The sequence below is a fragment of the Microbacterium invictum genome, from assembly GCF_014197265.1.
GTDB lineage: Bacteria > Actinomycetota > Actinomycetes > Actinomycetales > Microbacteriaceae > Microbacterium > Microbacterium invictum.
Window position 1 is genome coordinate 612,033 of record NZ_JACIFH010000001.1, and the last position, 14,976, is coordinate 627,008.

The window sequence follows — 14,976 nt, forward strand, 5'->3', positions numbered from 1 at the left end:
AGGATGGAAGGGTGACCACGACCTCAGCGCCGAACCAGGCCACGCCCAGCCCGCTTCGCCGTGCAATCGGCATCACCCTGGCGGTGATCGCCGCGATCGTCGTGGCGTTCTTCATCTTCGCGAGCCTGTACGCCGACTGGCTCTGGTACGCACAGCTCGGCTTCGACGGTGTGCTCGTCACGCAGTGGACGGCGCGCGTGGTGATGTTCGCGATCGGGTTCTTCGGCATGGCCGCCCCGGTGTTCGCGTCGATCCAGCTCGCCTACCGGCTGCGACCGGTCTACGCCCGGCTGAGCTCGCAGCTGGACCACTACCAGGAGGTCGTGGAACCGCTGCGTCGCCTGGCGATGTGGGGCATCCCGGTCTTCTTCGGCTTCTTCTCCGGCTTCGCGGCATCGGCGCAGTGGGAGACCGCGTGGCTGTGGATGAATCGGGTCTCCACGGGAATCGACGATCCCGAGTTCGGCCTCGACACCGGCTTCTACCTCTTCGAGTTGCCCTTCTTCGGCAGCCTTCTCGGCTTCATCTCGGCCGTCCTCCTCGTCTGCCTGCTCGTCACCGCATTGGTCGCGTACCTCTACGGCTCGGTGCGCGTCGGCCAGCGGGAGCTGCGGATCTCGAAGGCGGCACGCATCCAGCTGGCGATCATCGCCGGCCTCTACCTGCTGACGCAGGGGGTGAGCCTGTGGCTCGACCGCTACAAGACGCTGCTGTCCGAAGGCGACCGCATCACCGGTGCGAGCTACGTCGACGTCAATGCGATCATCCCGGGTCTGACCATCCTGTCCATCGCCGCAGCCATCGTGGCTGTGCTGTTCTTCGTGACCGCGGTCATCGGGCGCTGGCGCTTTCCCCTCATCGGCACCGCGCTGCTGATCGTGACGTCGCTGATCGTGGGCGTGGCCTACCCGTGGGTCATCACGCAGGTGCAGGTGATCCCGAACCAGCGGACCCTCGAGGCGGAGTACTACGAGCGCAACCTGGAGGCGACCAAGTTCGCCTACGGTGTCGACGGACTCGAGAAGACCGACTTCGAGGCGGTCACCGACGTCGAGCCGGGACAGCTGCGCGCCGACGCCGAGACCACGGCATCCATTCGCATCATGGACCCGGCCATCATCGGACCGACCATCCGTCAGCTCGAGCAGTACCGCGGGTACTACCAGTTCACCGACCCGATGGACGTCGACCGCTACGAGATCAACGGCACGTCGCAGGACACGGTCGTCTCGGTGCGCGAGCTCGACATGACTCAGCTGGGCTCGGCGGCGTCGTGGTACAACACCACCCTCGTCTACACGCACGGCTACGGCATGGTCGCGGCCAAGGGCAACGCGCGCACGACCGACGGAAACCCCGTGTTCCTCGAGCGCGGCATCCCCACTGCGGGTGCGCTGACCACGGGCGAGGAATACGAACCGCGCGTCTACTTCGGTGAGAACGCCCCGCTGTACTCGATCGTGGGTGCGCCCGAGGGGGACGCCGACATCGAGCTCGACTATCCCCGTGGTGAGGACGGCGCGGCCCAGACCACGACGACGTTCACCGGCGACGGCGGCCCTGTCGTGGGCGATCCCTTCCACCGGCTGATCTACTCGCTGAAGTTCCAGTCCACCGACATCCTGTTCTCGGACGCCATCAACGACAAGTCCCAGATCCTGTACGACCGTGACCCGATCACCCGCGTCGAGAAGGCGGCTCCCTACCTGGAGCTCGACAACGACCCGTACCCGTCCGTCGTCGATGGACGCATCGTGTGGATCGTCGACGGTTACACGCTCAGCGCGAACTACCCGTATTCGTCGATCGTGAGCCTGCGCGACGCGATCAGCGACACCACGAACACGGCCCCACGGGTGGCGCTGGACGACATCAACTACATCCGCAACTCGGTCAAGGCGACCGTCGATGCGTATGACGGCGAGGTCACTCTCTACGCGTGGGATGAAGAGGACCCGCTGCTGCAGGCCTGGCAGAAGGTCTACCCGAACACGCTCAAGCCGATCAGCGAGATGTCCGGCGACCTGATGAGCCACGTGCGGTACCCGACCGACCTGTTCAAGGTGCAGCGGATGATGCTCGGCACGTACCACGTCGACGACGCGGCGTCGTTCTACTCCCGCGACAACGCGTGGCGGACCCCGGACGACCCGGTGGCCGACAACAACGTGCTGCAGCCGCCGTATTACCTGACCATGCAGATGCCCGGGCAGGATGCGCCGAGCTATTCGATGTTCACATCCTTCATCCCGGCATCCGAGGGGGACAACGCCCGGAACGTGCTGATGGGCTATCTCGCGGTCGATGCGAACGCCGGCAGTGAGGACGGGGTGAAGTCCGAGGGATACGGAAAGCTGCGGATGCTGGAGATCAGCGCCGATGTCAGCGTGCCCGGTCCCGGCCAGGTCCAGAACACGTTCGACTCCGATCAGACGATCTCGTCGCAGATGAACCTGCTGCGCCAGGGTGCGTCCGAGGTGCTCAACGGCAACCTCCTGACCCTGCCGGTCGGCGGCGGTCTGCTCTACGTGCAGCCCGTGTTCGTCCAGGCCTCCGGCGGCACCCAGCTGCCGACGCTGCGGAAGATCCTCGTCGCGTTCGGTGACGAAGTGGCATTCGAGGACACCCTGCAAGAGGCGCTGGACTCGATGTTCGGCGGTGAGTCCGGTGCGAGCACGGGCGACGGCGAAGTGACGCCCACTCCCGAACCGGATGACGGCGAGTCGGAGGAACCGGGTACAGGCGAGCAGCCCGCTCCCGACGTTCCGGCCGATGCCTACCAGGCGGCGCTGGATGCCGCGCGTCAGGCCATGGTCGACCGCGATGCCGCGATGCAGGCCGGCGACTGGGCCGCATACGGCGAGGCGGACGAGCGCCTCACCGAAGCGATCGAACAGCTGCTCGCGCTGTCGGAGGAGTGATCAGGCGGTCAGCAATGACCACCAGATCAGCAGGATCGTCACGCCGGACCCGGTGAGCTGGTTCAGCCAGAGGAACCGGCGCCAGCCTGCCGTGGCGGCGGTGCACTGGGCATCGGCGACGTTCCGGTACGGCCACACCGTGACGACGTACGGGATGGCCAGGAGCGCGGCGAGCTTCCCCGGCCAGGCGGTGCCGAGCATCGCCAGCCCGGCGAGCACGTAGCAGGCGAGCGCGAAGCGCACCGTGCGGGCGGCACCGAAGGCGGTCGCGATCGAGGCGATGCCGGCCTCACGGTCGGCGATGACGTCCTGGACGGCGCCGAAGGCGTGCGAAGCGATACCCCAGAGGGCGAATCCGAGCAGGAGTGCGATGAGCTGCCACGTCCACTCGGCCCCCGCCAGGACGAGCCCGTACACGGCGGGGGCGAAGAAGTGGATGCTGCTGGTCACCGAGTCGGCGACGGGCCGCTCCTTGAGCCGCAGCGGCGGTGCCGAATATGCGACGACGAAGAACAGGCTGGCCCCGAGCACGAGCCAGGATGCCGGTGAGCCGGCGACGACGAGGACGACCACGAACGGGGCGCAGGCCAGTGCGGCAGCCCACAGCGTGACCCGGTGCAGCCGCGGGTCCAGCACCGCGCCGTGCGCACCGCCCTTGCGAGGATTGGCGAGGTCGGACGCGTAGTCGAACACATCGTTGATGCCGTACATCGCGAGGTTGTACGGGATGAGGAAGAACACCGTGCCCACGACCAGCAGCCCATCGATCTCGCGGGTGCTGAGCAGGTACGCAGCCGCGAACGGGTAGGCCGTGTTGATCCAGCTCACCGGACGCGATGAGATCAACAGCTGCCGCAGGATGCCGCTCACGGCAGCGTCCTCCGGGTGAGCAGCGTGGCGACCGCCGGGACGAGGAACGCCGCGCACAGCGGGTAGGCGAAGTCCTCGATCGGCGCCAGTCCGATCCGCACGCCGCTGATCTGTTCGTCGGGGTAGGTGAACAGCCCGGCGGCGATCATCAGATTGTCGAACACGGCCGTCAACGCCATGAGGACCGCCGCGCACAGCGCCGACGCCGCCATACGACGCCCGAACCGCGGACGACGCACCGTGGCGAGTGTCACGAAGAGCGTGACGAGCAGGAACGGCACGACGATCAGCGGGTATGTCACGCGACCTCCCGCCTGTTCCAGAACGCGGCGTGGACGATCAGTGCGAGATGGCAGAGGAACGCGAGGAAGACCGGCTCCTCCACGGGCAGATGCGGCGCCAGATCGACGCCGAGCAGCAGGGGGCTGTCTCCCTTGACGAACACGCCCGCGGCGATCCCGGCGGCATCCCACAGGAGGAAGAACGCCGTTCCGACCGCGATCGCGCCCGCGGAGACCCCCGGACGTCGCCAGAGCGCGAGCCGAAAGCGCGCGTCGAGAAGCAGGGTGCCCGTGAACGAGACGAGGAGCAGAAGCAGGTACAGACCGGGCATGTCAGCGCGTGCTCCGCGCCGGCTCGGGAAGCGGGCCGGCGGTCCGATCGGCGCGCAGGCGCTTGAGCACGAGCTCCGCGGAGATCAGGCACATCGGCAGGCCGATGCCCGGCAGCACCGACGTGCCCGCGTAGAACAGCCCGTCCACCTTCGCCGACGCGTTGCGCGGGCGGAAGACCGCGCTCTGGCCCAGGGTGTGCGCGAGGCCCAGCGCACCGCCCTGCCAGGCGTTCAGATCCGACTCGAAGTCGGCGGGACCGATCGTCCGGCGCACGCGCACGCGGGCGGCCAGGTCGGGAATCGAGCACCACTGGGCCAGCTGGTCGATGACGCGGTCGGCCGCACCCTCCAGCGGCGGGTCTCCGCGTCCGTCGACGCCGCCATGGCCGAGGCTCGGGTCGGCCGGGATCGGCACGAGGACGAACAGATTCTCCTTGCCGGGAGGGGCGACGCTCGCATCGGTGGCACTGGGCCGGCACACGTACACGGATGCGGGAACGGGGATGCGCGGGCTGCGCCCGAAGATGTCGCCGAAACTCGCGTGCCAATCGCGGGTGAACAGCAGCGTGTGGTGAGCCAGCTGGGGAAGCGGGCCGTCGACGCCGAGCAGGACCAGCAGCGCACCCGGGCCCGGGTCTCGGCGTCGCCACCAGGATTCCGGGTAGGTGCGCAGCCGTTCGGGCAGCAGTGCGGTCTCGGTGTGGTGCAGATCCGCGGTGGACACGACGATGTCGGCGGTGTGCGTCGTGCCGTCGGTGAGACGGATGCCGCGGGTGCGGTCGCCGTCGACGAGGATCTCAGCGACGGGGGCTGACGTGTGCACCCGGGCGCCGCGCGCCAGGGCGAGGCGCTCGATCGCGGCGATCACCGCGGCGAACCCGCCCTGCGGGTAGAGGACCCCCTGGTCCAGGTCGAGATGACTCATCAGGTGATAGAGGCTCGGGGCGCGCAACGGCGAGGTGCCGAGGAAGACCGCCGGGTACGCGAGGATCTGGCGCAGCAGGCGGTCGCGGAATCGACGGTCGACGTGCGCGGCGAGAGACCGCGTGAGCAGAGGCAGGAGCTGCGGCATCCGGGCGAGCAGGGCGGGGTCGCGCAGCCCGGCCGTCGTCTCGTAGGTGTCATAGAGGAATCGCGTGGTCGCCAGCTGGTATGCGTCCGCCGCGGAGTCGAGATACGTGTCGAGCCTGTCCCCGGCACCGGGCTCGCGGTCCTCGAAGAGCGCTCGCGCGGCATCCCGCCCCGATCGCACGTCGATGTGCTCGGCGGCGGCGCGACCATCCGGTTCGCCGTACACGCGATAGGCCGGGTCGAGGGGCGTGAGATCCAGCTCCTCCGCCGCGGAGGTGCCCAGAAGGCGGAAGAAGTGGTCGAACACCTCGGGCATCAGATACCAGCTCGGTCCGGTGTCGAACCGGAACCCGTCACGCTCCCAGGAGCCTGCCCGTCCGCCGGTCGAGTCGCGGGCCTCCCAGACGTCGACGCGCCAGCCGTCTTCGGCCAGCAGCGCCGCTGTGGCGAGCCCCGCGATCCCCGCTCCGATCACTGTCGCGGTGCGCATCAGACCGCCACCCGCCGGGGAGGACGTCCCGCGACGGCACGGGCGGCGATCCTCACCTTCTTGGCTCCGGGCACGCGCACGCGGGTCGAGGTGTCGGCACTGCGCAGCCTGCGGGTCAGCTCGGCGAACAGGCCGTGCGCGACGGCCACGGCGCGCCGGCAGTCGGCAGGAAGATCGCCGATCACCGCTGCCGCGGCGTCGAGATCCGCATCGATGCGCGCGAGCACATCGGCACGGTTCGTGCGGCCGCTCACGATACCCAGGTAGTCCCGCCCGAGGCGCTCGGTGTCGTCGGCCTGGTCGCGGAGGAAGTTGATGTCCTGGAAGGCGGCTCCCAGGCGCCGCGCCCCCTCCACGAGCGCGGGATCGTATGTCGCACGCGCGCGATCGGCCTCGAGGAACACATGGAGGCACATCAGCCCGATGACCTCCGCCGAACCGTACACGTACGCGTCGTGTGACGCGGCATCGTGGTCCGCGCGATCGAGGTCAGTGCGCATCGAGGCGAAGAACGGGCGGATGAGGTCTGCTCCGATTCCGCACTCGCGTGCGGTTCCGGCGAACGCGTGCACGACGAGGTTCGCGCTGTAGCCGCGGGAGAGTGCGATCAGCGTGTCGGCCTCCAGCTCGTCCAGGACGGCGCGACGCACCTGCGGCGCGAGCGTGTCCGCGGCTCCGTCCACGATCTCGTCGGCGATGCGCACGAGCGCGTAGACGTTGCGGACGTGGGGGCGCACCCTCGTTCCGAGCAGCCGGCAGGCGAGGGCGAAGGACGTCGAGTAGGCGGCGATGACCGCGCCGGCGGCGTCGCGGGCGCAGCGATCGTAGAGCGTGCGGCCGGTCACGGGATGCGCTCCTCGATCGCGTCGAGCCGGTCGGGTGCGAGCGGGATCACGAGGCCTACCCCTGCCGGGTGAACAGTCCGAGTTGCTCCGCCTGGAGCACGAGCCAGGGGCTGAAGGCCCACGGTGCCGCCTGCAGCGCGTCGCCGAGATCGGCGGGATCGGTCCAGCGCGCCTCCACCACTTCGCGCGGATTCAGCTCGGGCTCGTCGTCGGTGATGGCGGTGTACACCGGGCACACCTCGTGTTCGACGACGCCGCTGGCATCAACGGCGCGGTAGCGGAACAGCGGAAGGGCAAGCCGGACATCGCGTATGGTGATGCCGAGTTCATGCTCGGCCCGGCGATGCACGGCGCCGAGCACAGGCTCGGCAGGACGGGGATGGCCACAGAAGGAGTTGCTCCACACTCCCGGCCACGTTCCCTTGTCGAGCGCACGGCGGGTGACGAGGGTCTCGCCGCGAGGGTTGTAGACATGGCAGGAGAAGGCGAGATGGAGAGCGGTGGCAGTCCCGTGCACACTGGACTTCGGTGCGGTGCCGATCTCGCGGCCCTCTTCGTCGAGGAGCACGACGTATTCGATCTCAGACATCAGCCCTCCGATTTCGCTAGCGTATCTAGCAATAGTTAGCGATACTACCCATACATAAGGAAGGTGTCCACCGCATGCGTCAGCGCTGGGTCCCCGAGTCGCCTCGCGACGAACTCGTCATGGAGACCATGAAGTCGGTGCGCGCGTTCAGCGACGCGATGGATCACATGCACGGTGGCCTCCGCGGCGACATGGACATGAACGCCACCGATCTGGCAGCCCTTCGCATGCTGATCATGCGCGAGCAGCGCGGGGAGTGGGTCTCACCGCACGCCATCGCCACGCACCTGGCGATATCCACCGCGTCGACGACGAAGCTGCTGGACCGCCTGACCGCGAGCGGGCACCTCGAGCGCCGGCCGCACCCGAGCGACCGACGGGCGCGAGTGGTCGTGCTCAGCGAGCTGGCGCGCGCCGACTTCTACCGCCATTTCGGCGAACGGATGCTGCGGATGCGGCAGGCCATGACCGGATACAGCGACGATGAGCTCCGTGCCGTCGTCCGCTTCCTGGCGGACATGGAGGTCGCGCTCTCCGGTGAGGGCTGACATCTCGGGAAAGTGAAGAAGGCGCCCCGTCCGGGACGCCTTCTTCATATTGGTTGCGGGGGCAGGATTTGAACCTACGACCTCTGGGTTATGAGCCCAGCGAGCTACCGAGCTGCTCCACCCCGCGTCACGTCTTCTACTTTACCACGCGCAGGGGTGTGCTCCTGCACGCGGTTGCCGTTCCGGCATCCGGCACGGGAGGATGATCGCATGCACGAGCGCCCGCGGACCGCCCCCGAGGTGAAGGACGACGGTCGCGCCGAGACGGCCGACGAGCGCGCGGACCGCAACTGGAGCGAGGTGCTGCAAGAGCTGCGTGTGCTGCAGACCGGCACGCAGATCCTGACCGGCTTCCTGCTGGCGCTGGCCTTCCAGCCCGCCTTCGCCGATCTCGACGATGTCGAGCGGGCCTTCTACCTCACGCTGGTCGTGCTCGCGGCCATCAGTGCGATCGTGGCGCTGGCTCCGGTCGCGTTCCACCGCACCGTCTTCCGCCATCACGCGAAGCCCACCGTCGTCGCCTACGGGCACGCGGCGCTGATCACCGCGCTCGCGACCGTCTCCGTGCTGCTGGTGGGGGTGGTGGCGTTCGTGTTCCTGGTGGTGGTCGGGGCTGCCGCGTCGTGGATCTCGGGCATCGCACTGGGGATCCTCATCGCCGCCCTGTGGGCGGCCATTCCGTTCGCACTGCGCCGTCAGGAGACCTCGTGAGCGTCGCCGAGTCCGCGATCGCCGTCGCCCAGTTCGCGCCGACGGCCGACGCCGCCGCCAACCTCGAGCTGATCGAGGAGCTGACGGAGCGGGCCGTGGCCCGGGGCGCGCGGGTGGTGCTGTTCCCCGAGTACTCGAGCTACTTCGTGCACCCGTTCGACGACTCCCTCGCGCGCCATGCCGAGGATCTCGACGGACCGTTCGTGCAGACACTGACCCGGCTCGCCGGCGATCACGACGTGCACATCGTCGCGGGGCTGCTGGAGCGGGGCGCCGACGCGCGCCGCGTGCGCAACACGGTGGTCGCCGTCGACGGGTCGGGCGTGCGCGCGACCTACCGCAAGCTGCACCTGTACGACGCGTTCGGCCAGCGTGAGTCGGACTGGGTCGAGCCGGGGGAGATCGCGTCGCCCGAGACGTTCGAGGTGGACGGGCTCCGGTTCGCACTGATGACCTGCTACGACCTGCGATTCCCCGAGGTGGCCCGCGAACTGGCCGACACCGGCGCGCAGGTGATTCTGGTGGCTGCCGAGTGGGTGCGGGGACCTCTCAAGGAGCATCACTGGCGCACGCTGCTGCATGCCCGGGCGATCGAGAACACGGTCTTCGTCGCCGCGGCCGACCACCCGCCGCCGCTGGGAGTGGGGGCATCGATGATCGTGGATCCGCAGGGCGTCGAACTCGCGGCTGTCGGCACGACCAGTGACGTGGCGCTGGCGTGGGTGGATGCCGGTGACGTCGAGCGCGTGCGCCGGGTCAACCCCGCGCTGCAGCTCCGCCGCTTCCGCGTCGTGCCGCGGGCGTGATCAGAGGCGCGGCCCCGCAGCGCCGAGCCGGCGGGCCGCCTCGGCGATGACATCGGTGCGCTTGCACGCGGCGAAGCGGACCAGAGTCGCGTAGTCGGACCGGTGCGCCGGCGTCACGAATGCCGTGAGCGGTATGGCCACGACACCGGCGCGCTCTGGCAGGCTGCGGCAGAATTCCGCGGCATCCATCGCCCCGACGGGGGCCGCGTCGGCGACGGTGAAGTACGACCCGCTCGGTGACGACACCGCGAATCCGGCGTCGCGCAGCCCGGCGCCGAGCAGTGCCGCCTTCGCCCGCATCGTCGCGGCGATGCCGGTGAAGTAGGCGTCCGGCAGTCGCAAGCCCGCGGCGATGGCGGGCTGGAAGGGAGCACCACCGGAGTAGGTGAGGAACTGCTTGACCGCGAGGACCGCCTGGACGAGGGACTCGGGGCCGCTGATCCACCCGACCTTCCAGCCGGTCGTGGCGAACGTCTTGCCGCCCGATGAGATGGTGAGGGTGCGGGCGGCGGCGCCGGGGAGGGTGGCGATGGGCAGATGGGCGCGATCGAAGACGAGATGCTCGTAGACCTCGTCGGTCACGATGAGAGTGTCGTGGCGGTCCGCGAGGCGCACGATCTCGGCGCGCACCTGCGAAGTGAGCACGGCGCCGGTCGGGTTGTGCGGGTCGTTGACCAGGATGAGCCGGGTCCGATCGGTGACGGCGTCGCGCAGTCGGTCGATATCGGGCTGGAAATCGGGCCAGCGCAGCGGCACCGTCACCAGGCGCGCGCCGGCCAGCGCCACGCAGGCGGCGTAGGAGTCGTAGTACGGCTCGAAGACGACCACCTCGTCGTCGGGGGAGTCGATGAGGGCGAGGAGCGTCGCCGCCAGCGCCTCGGTGGCACCGGCGGTGACGAGGATCTCGCGCTGTGGATCGGGCGTCAGGCCGTAGAAGCGCTCCTGATGCTCGGCGATGGCGGCGAGCAGATCGGGGTCGCCGCGGCCGGGCGGGTACTGGTTGACGCCGCCGGCGATGGCGGCGCGGGCGGCCTCGAGCACTTCCGCCGGGCCGTCTTCATCGGGGAAGCCCTGGCCGAGGTTGATGGCGCCGGTGCTCTGGGCGAGTGCGCTCATCTCCGCGAAGATGGTGGGGACGGCCGCACCCGTGGCGTCCAGCAGGCCGGCGCCGGCTGCCGTGCGCCGCCAGGCTCCCGGGACCTCGTTCATCGCGATCAGGCTACACGCATAGGCTCATAGGGGCTCGGTCATAGGGTCCGCACAGGAGGCCGGGGCATTCTGTGGGATGTACCGGATGAAGGAGTACTCATGAGCGACACGATCCCCCCGCGGCCACCGCTGCCGGGCCAGTCCCGATCCACCACCCCCGCCGAGTCTGCGACGCCTCCCGTCGATCCGGCGCAGGCACCGTACATCGCGCCGCACGCCCGACCGCTCGACGGTGCGGGAGCCCCGCCCGCTGGCGCATCCTTCAGCGCGGCGCCCACCGGCATCCACCCCACCGTTCCGACCCAGCCTTACGGTGCCCCGCAGGCGTCGGCGTCGGCGCCGGCGTCCGATGGCAAGGTCGGCGCGGGCAAGATCGTCGCGATCATGGTCGCCGCCGCCCTCGTGGGCGGCGCCGCGGGCCTGGGCGGCGCGGCCGCCGGAGCCTCGTTCTTCGGCGCGGCGCAGACCGTCGTCACCTCCGGACCGTCGACCGTGACGGTCAACAGCCCCGATGACGTCAACGCCACCACCGCGATCGCCGCGAAGACCGTGCCGAGCGTCGTGACGATCTCGGCGTCGGACGGCTCGTCGGGCGGCACCGGTTCGGGTGTCATCCTCACCGAGGACGGCTACGTCGTCACCAATACGCACGTCGTCACCCTCGACGGCGCCACGGCCGACCCGTCGCTGCGGGTGACCACCTCGGACGGCAAGGTGTACCAGGCCACGATCGTCGGCACCGACCCGATGTACGACCTCGCGGTCATCAAGCTCACCGACGCCGAGGGCCTCACCCCGATCGAGTTCGCCTCGTCGGGCGACCTGAACGTGGGCGACCAGACCGTCGCCGTCGGCGCCCCGCTCGGCCTGGCGAACACGGTCACCACCGGCATCGTCAGCGCCCTGAACCGCTCCATCAGCATCGCCTCGTCGGCGGCGCCGGAGACGCCTTCGGAGGGCGAGGAGGGCAACGAGTCGCCGTTCCAGTTCGACTTCGGGCAGGGCGAGCAGAACACCACCGCCTCGGGTTCGATCTCCATCGCGGTCATCCAGACCGACGCGGCCATCAACCCCGGCAACTCCGGTGGCGCGCTGGTCGACGGCGACGGCAAGCTCATCGGCATCAACGTCGCCATCGCGACCGCCGGCGGCACCTCGACCGAGGCCGGTTCGATCGGTGTCGGGTTCTCGATCCCGTCCGACATCGTCCAGCGCATCACCGACGAGATCATCGAAGACGGCGCCGCCACACACGGTCTGCTGGGCGCGATGGTCGGCGACGCCGCCGCGCGCGAGGGCGCGACCACCGCCGGCGCGTACATCAGCGAGGTCACCGGAGGCGGTGCGGCGGCGTCCGCCGGGCTGCGGGCCGGCGATGTCGTCACGTCGTTCAACGGCCTGCCGATCACCGACGCCACGGACCTGACCGCGCAGGTGCGCGCACTCGCAGCCGGCTCGACCACGACGGTCGTCTACGTCCGCGACGAGCAGACCCAGTCCGCCGAGGTGACCCTGGGCGAACTCGAGCAGTAGCCCGGTCCGCCGGTACACACGCAGACAGGACGCTACCCCGCGATAGGCTCGCGGGGTGGCGTCCTTCTCGTTCGGCGCGGGCAATGCCGCGGCGCTCCTGCGTGTGCCGCTGTATCTCACGGGCCGGTTGATCACCCTCGTGGTCCCGCGCTCCCGTGACGAGTGGGTGTTCGGATGCGCGATCGGGGTCGCCGACGGTGCGCTGGCGCTCTGGGAGCAGGCTGCGCAGGCGGGCGAGAACGCGGTGTGGCTCACCGGGGGTCATCAAGACGCGGCCGAGGCGGCAGCCCGCGGCATCCCGTCCCTGCCGAAGCACTCGGTGCGCGGCTTCTGGCGCACCGCACGCGCCCGGGTGATCGTGGTGACCCACGGCTTCGGCGACGTGAACCGCTACGCGACATCGGGCGCCTTCCTCGTGCAGCTGTGGCACGGCATCCCGCTCAAGCGCATCGGCCTGGACTCGCCCGTCACCACCCGCAGCCCCTTCCGCGCGGGCGCGCGGGCGATCAGCGCGCTGCTGCGCACGTCGTACCGGGCGACGCAGCGGCGCATCCGGCTGATCCCCGCAGCCTCCCACCTCGTGCGGGGGCGGCTGGAGTCTGCCTTCGCGCTGTCGGACGAGCGGGTGCCCGTCACCGGCGAGCCCCGCGTCGACGTGCTGTCGCAGGGGACGCCACAGCAGCGCCGCATGACCGCGCGAGCGCGGCTCGGGCAGCTCGCGTCGCTGCCGGGCGACGCCTCCCGCGCGATCCTGTATGCACCGACCTGGCGTGACGGCGAGCCCGACCCCCACGGTCCCGACGCCGCGCAGTGGGCCCGTCTCACCGCGCTGCTCGACGCGCACGACGCCGTGCTGCTGCGCCGCGCGCACCACCTCGGCACCGGATCGCCGGCAGTCGGCCACCCTCGCGTGCAGCCCCTGGGCAGTGACGTGGTCGCCGACGTCACTCCGCTGCTGCCGGCCATGGACGTGTTGATCACCGACTACTCCTCCCTCGTGTTCGACGCCGCGCTGGTTCCCTTGCCCACGGTCTTCTTCGCCCCGGACGTGGCGGAGTACGCGGCGCGGCGCGGGTTCTACGGGACGTATGCCGACATCGCGGGGACCGACTTCGCCGAGGGCTGGGATGCCGTGATCGCCGACCTCGAGCGCGTGCTGGCCGACCCCGCCGAGCGGGACCGTCGCCTCGACGCCGCGGCCAGGCTCAACACGCGGGTGCACGCGTATGAGGACGGTGGCAACACCGCGCGCGTGTATCGTGCGATCCGTGCCGGACTGGCACGCGACCGCCGGCGGACGCCGGCCGGTGGGGAGGAATGATGCAGGCGCTGTTCGATCCAGCCGACGAGGCGCTCGTCCTCAGCGGCTCCGGCCCTCGCCCCGCCGCCGTCGAGATCGTCGGCGCTCGCGCGCATGTCTCCGCACGGATCACCGGTCGCGGCCGCACCTGGCGCGCCGTGGCGTCGCTGCGCGCGGCGCGCTGGGGCGGGCCCGCTCTGCCGCTTCCGGCAGGGGAGTACGAGATCCGGGTGACGGATGCCGGAGGCGTCGCCCTCGAGGTCACCGCAGAGCTCCCGCTGACGATGTTCCCGACGCTGCGCGCGTCGCTCGCCGGATCCGCCCTGACCATCGGGCCGCCGATCGACCCGGCCTACGATTCGGGCGAAGGTCAGGATGCCCTCGAGCGACGATACGCGACTCGCCCCGGGGGCCTGGAGAACGCGGTCTTCTTCGAGAGCTTCTACGGCCGCAACGCGAGCTGCAACCCGCTCGCCATCGACCGAGAACTCGCACGGGTCGCCCCCGGCGTCACCCGGTACTGGAGTGTGGTCGACCTGTCGGTGCCGGTGCCGGACGGGGCGATCGCGGTCGTCGACGGCAGCCCGGAGTGGTGGCGCGCGCGGGGGTCGGCCCGGTTGCTGGTGGTCAACGACTGGCTGCGGCGCCGGTTCGCGCGGCGCCGGGGACAGGTCGTGCTGCAGACCTGGCACGGCACGCCGCTGAAGCGCCTCGCGCTGCACCGTCCGGGCTTCGACCCACGGCGTGCCGCTGCCGTGGTGCGGGAGGGGCGACGCTGGAACGTGCTGATGGCACAGAGCCCGTACGGCGCGCGCATTCTGCGAAAGGCATATGCGTTCCTGCGGCGTCCGATCTGGGTCGAGGGGTACCCGCGCAACGACGTCCTTCTCGCCGGCGACGGCACCGGCATCCGCTCCACCCTCGGCATCGCTCCGCAGGAGAAGATCGTCCTCTACGCACCGACCTGGCGCGACGACCGCGATCGGATCGTGGACTTCCTCGACCTCCCGGCGCTGGCTGCGCAGATCGACGCCGTCGTGCTCGTCCGCGGGCATTCGCGCACGCTGGCGGCGGGTGCGGATGCGTCCGGCCCGCGCGTCATCGACGTGTCGGCCTACCCCGACATCGCCCAGCTGCTGCGGGTGGCCGACGTGCTGGTCACCGACTATTCGTCGGTCATGTTCGACTTCACCGTGACCGGCAAGCCCATCCACTTCTTCACACCCGACCTCGATCACTACCGGGGCGAGCTGCGCGGCTTCTACTTCGACCTCGCGTCCCGGGCGCCGGGGCCGGTCTCGACCACGCAGGACGAACTGGCAGCGGCGATCTCCGATCCCACGGTGGGTGAGCGGTTCGCCGACCGCTACGCGCGCTGGCGCGAGGTGTTCAACGGCCGCGACGACGGCCATGCCGCGCAGCGTGTGGTGGCGCGCATCCTCGATCAGGGATTCGTCGACCGCGAGTGAG

Annotated in this window: 14 protein-coding genes and 1 tRNA gene; 7 read left to right on the forward strand and 8 right to left on the reverse strand. The window is 70.1% G+C overall.

Going from position 1 to position 14,976, the window contains the following annotated elements; translation table 11 throughout:
* Nucleotides 1-11 precede the first annotated feature (11 nt).
* A complete protein-coding gene (locus BKA10_RS02950) occupies nt 12-2,921 on the forward strand; it encodes a UPF0182 family protein (RefSeq protein WP_183498524.1) in 2,910 nt (969 codons plus the stop codon).
* On the opposite strand, the gene BKA10_RS02955 is transcribed toward BKA10_RS02950, so the two are convergent.
* From BKA10_RS02955 to idi, 6 genes are read right to left on the reverse strand one after another with little or no spacing between them, the layout of a single operon-like run.
* The gene (locus BKA10_RS02955; RefSeq protein ID WP_183498525.1) at nt 2,922-3,791 is read right to left on the reverse strand and encodes a prenyltransferase; all 870 of its coding nucleotides are present in this window, start codon (nt 3,789-3,791) and stop codon (nt 2,922-2,924) included.
* A complete protein-coding gene (locus tag BKA10_RS02960) occupies nt 3,788-4,093 on the reverse strand; it encodes a lycopene cyclase domain-containing protein (protein WP_248199038.1) in 306 nt (101 codons plus the stop codon). Before BKA10_RS02960 ends, BKA10_RS02955 begins: the two co-directional genes overlap by 4 nt.
* Complete coding sequence (locus BKA10_RS02965; protein ID WP_183498526.1) at nt 4,090-4,404, reverse strand: lycopene cyclase domain-containing protein; 315 nt, start codon at nt 4,402-4,404, stop codon at nt 4,090-4,092. Before BKA10_RS02965 ends, BKA10_RS02960 begins: the two co-directional genes overlap by 4 nt.
* Nucleotide 4,405: 1 nt before the next feature.
* Nucleotides 4,406-5,965 (reverse strand): phytoene desaturase family protein, encoded by a 1,560-nt coding sequence (gene crtI / locus BKA10_RS02970; RefSeq protein WP_183498527.1) that lies wholly within the window; start codon nt 5,963-5,965, stop codon nt 4,406-4,408.
* Nucleotides 5,965-6,810 (reverse strand): squalene/phytoene synthase family protein, encoded by an 846-nt coding sequence (locus BKA10_RS02975; protein WP_183498528.1) that lies wholly within the window; start codon nt 6,808-6,810, stop codon nt 5,965-5,967. Before BKA10_RS02975 ends, crtI begins: the two co-directional genes overlap by 1 nt.
* A gap of 55 nt (nt 6,811-6,865) precedes the next feature.
* Nucleotides 6,866-7,399 (reverse strand): isopentenyl-diphosphate Delta-isomerase, encoded by a 534-nt coding sequence (gene idi, locus BKA10_RS02980; RefSeq protein WP_183498529.1) that lies wholly within the window; start codon nt 7,397-7,399, stop codon nt 6,866-6,868.
* Between the two features lie 74 nt (nt 7,400-7,473).
* On the opposite strand from idi, the gene BKA10_RS02985 reads away from it, so the two are divergent.
* Nucleotides 7,474-7,947: a MarR family winged helix-turn-helix transcriptional regulator gene (locus BKA10_RS02985; protein WP_183498530.1), complete on the forward strand. Its 474-nt coding sequence runs from the start codon at nt 7,474-7,476 to the stop codon at nt 7,945-7,947.
* 50 nt (nt 7,948-7,997) lie between these two features.
* Here the strand turns inward: BKA10_RS02985 and BKA10_RS02990 are convergent.
* A tRNA-Met gene (locus tag BKA10_RS02990) sits at nt 7,998-8,074 on the reverse strand.
* An 83-nt stretch (nt 8,075-8,157) separates the two neighbouring features.
* On the opposite strand from BKA10_RS02990, the gene BKA10_RS02995 reads away from it, so the two are divergent.
* Both BKA10_RS02995 and BKA10_RS03000 read left to right on the forward strand, forming a co-directional pair.
* Nucleotides 8,158-8,658: a DUF6328 family protein gene (locus BKA10_RS02995; RefSeq protein WP_183498531.1), complete on the forward strand. Its 501-nt coding sequence runs from the start codon at nt 8,158-8,160 to the stop codon at nt 8,656-8,658.
* Nucleotides 8,655-9,464, forward strand: coding sequence for a nitrilase-related carbon-nitrogen hydrolase (locus BKA10_RS03000; protein WP_183498532.1), 810 nt, complete (start codon nt 8,655-8,657; stop codon nt 9,462-9,464). The genes BKA10_RS02995 and BKA10_RS03000 overlap by 4 nt, the downstream gene beginning before the upstream one ends.
* On the opposite strand, the gene BKA10_RS03005 is transcribed toward BKA10_RS03000, so the two are convergent.
* Complete coding sequence (locus BKA10_RS03005) at nt 9,465-10,673, reverse strand: aminotransferase class I/II-fold pyridoxal phosphate-dependent enzyme (RefSeq protein ID WP_183498533.1); 1,209 nt, start codon at nt 10,671-10,673, stop codon at nt 9,465-9,467.
* A 99-nt stretch (nt 10,674-10,772) separates the two neighbouring features.
* Here BKA10_RS03005 and BKA10_RS03010 point away from each other — a divergent pair, with 99 nt between their 5' ends.
* From BKA10_RS03010 to BKA10_RS03020, 3 genes are read left to right on the forward strand one after another with little or no spacing between them, the layout of a single operon-like run.
* Nucleotides 10,773-12,206 carry a S1C family serine protease gene (locus tag BKA10_RS03010; RefSeq protein WP_183498534.1) on the forward strand — a complete coding sequence of 478 codons (1,434 nt, stop codon included), beginning with the start codon at nt 10,773-10,775 and terminating at the stop codon, nt 12,204-12,206.
* Between the two features lie 55 nt (nt 12,207-12,261).
* Nucleotides 12,262-13,527: a CDP-glycerol glycerophosphotransferase family protein gene (locus BKA10_RS03015; protein WP_183498535.1), complete on the forward strand. Its 1,266-nt coding sequence runs from the start codon at nt 12,262-12,264 to the stop codon at nt 13,525-13,527.
* Nucleotides 13,524-14,975, forward strand: coding sequence for a CDP-glycerol glycerophosphotransferase family protein (locus BKA10_RS03020; protein ID WP_183498536.1), 1,452 nt, complete (start codon nt 13,524-13,526; stop codon nt 14,973-14,975). The genes BKA10_RS03015 and BKA10_RS03020 overlap by 4 nt, the downstream gene beginning before the upstream one ends.
* Nucleotide 14,976 lies beyond the last annotated feature (1 nt).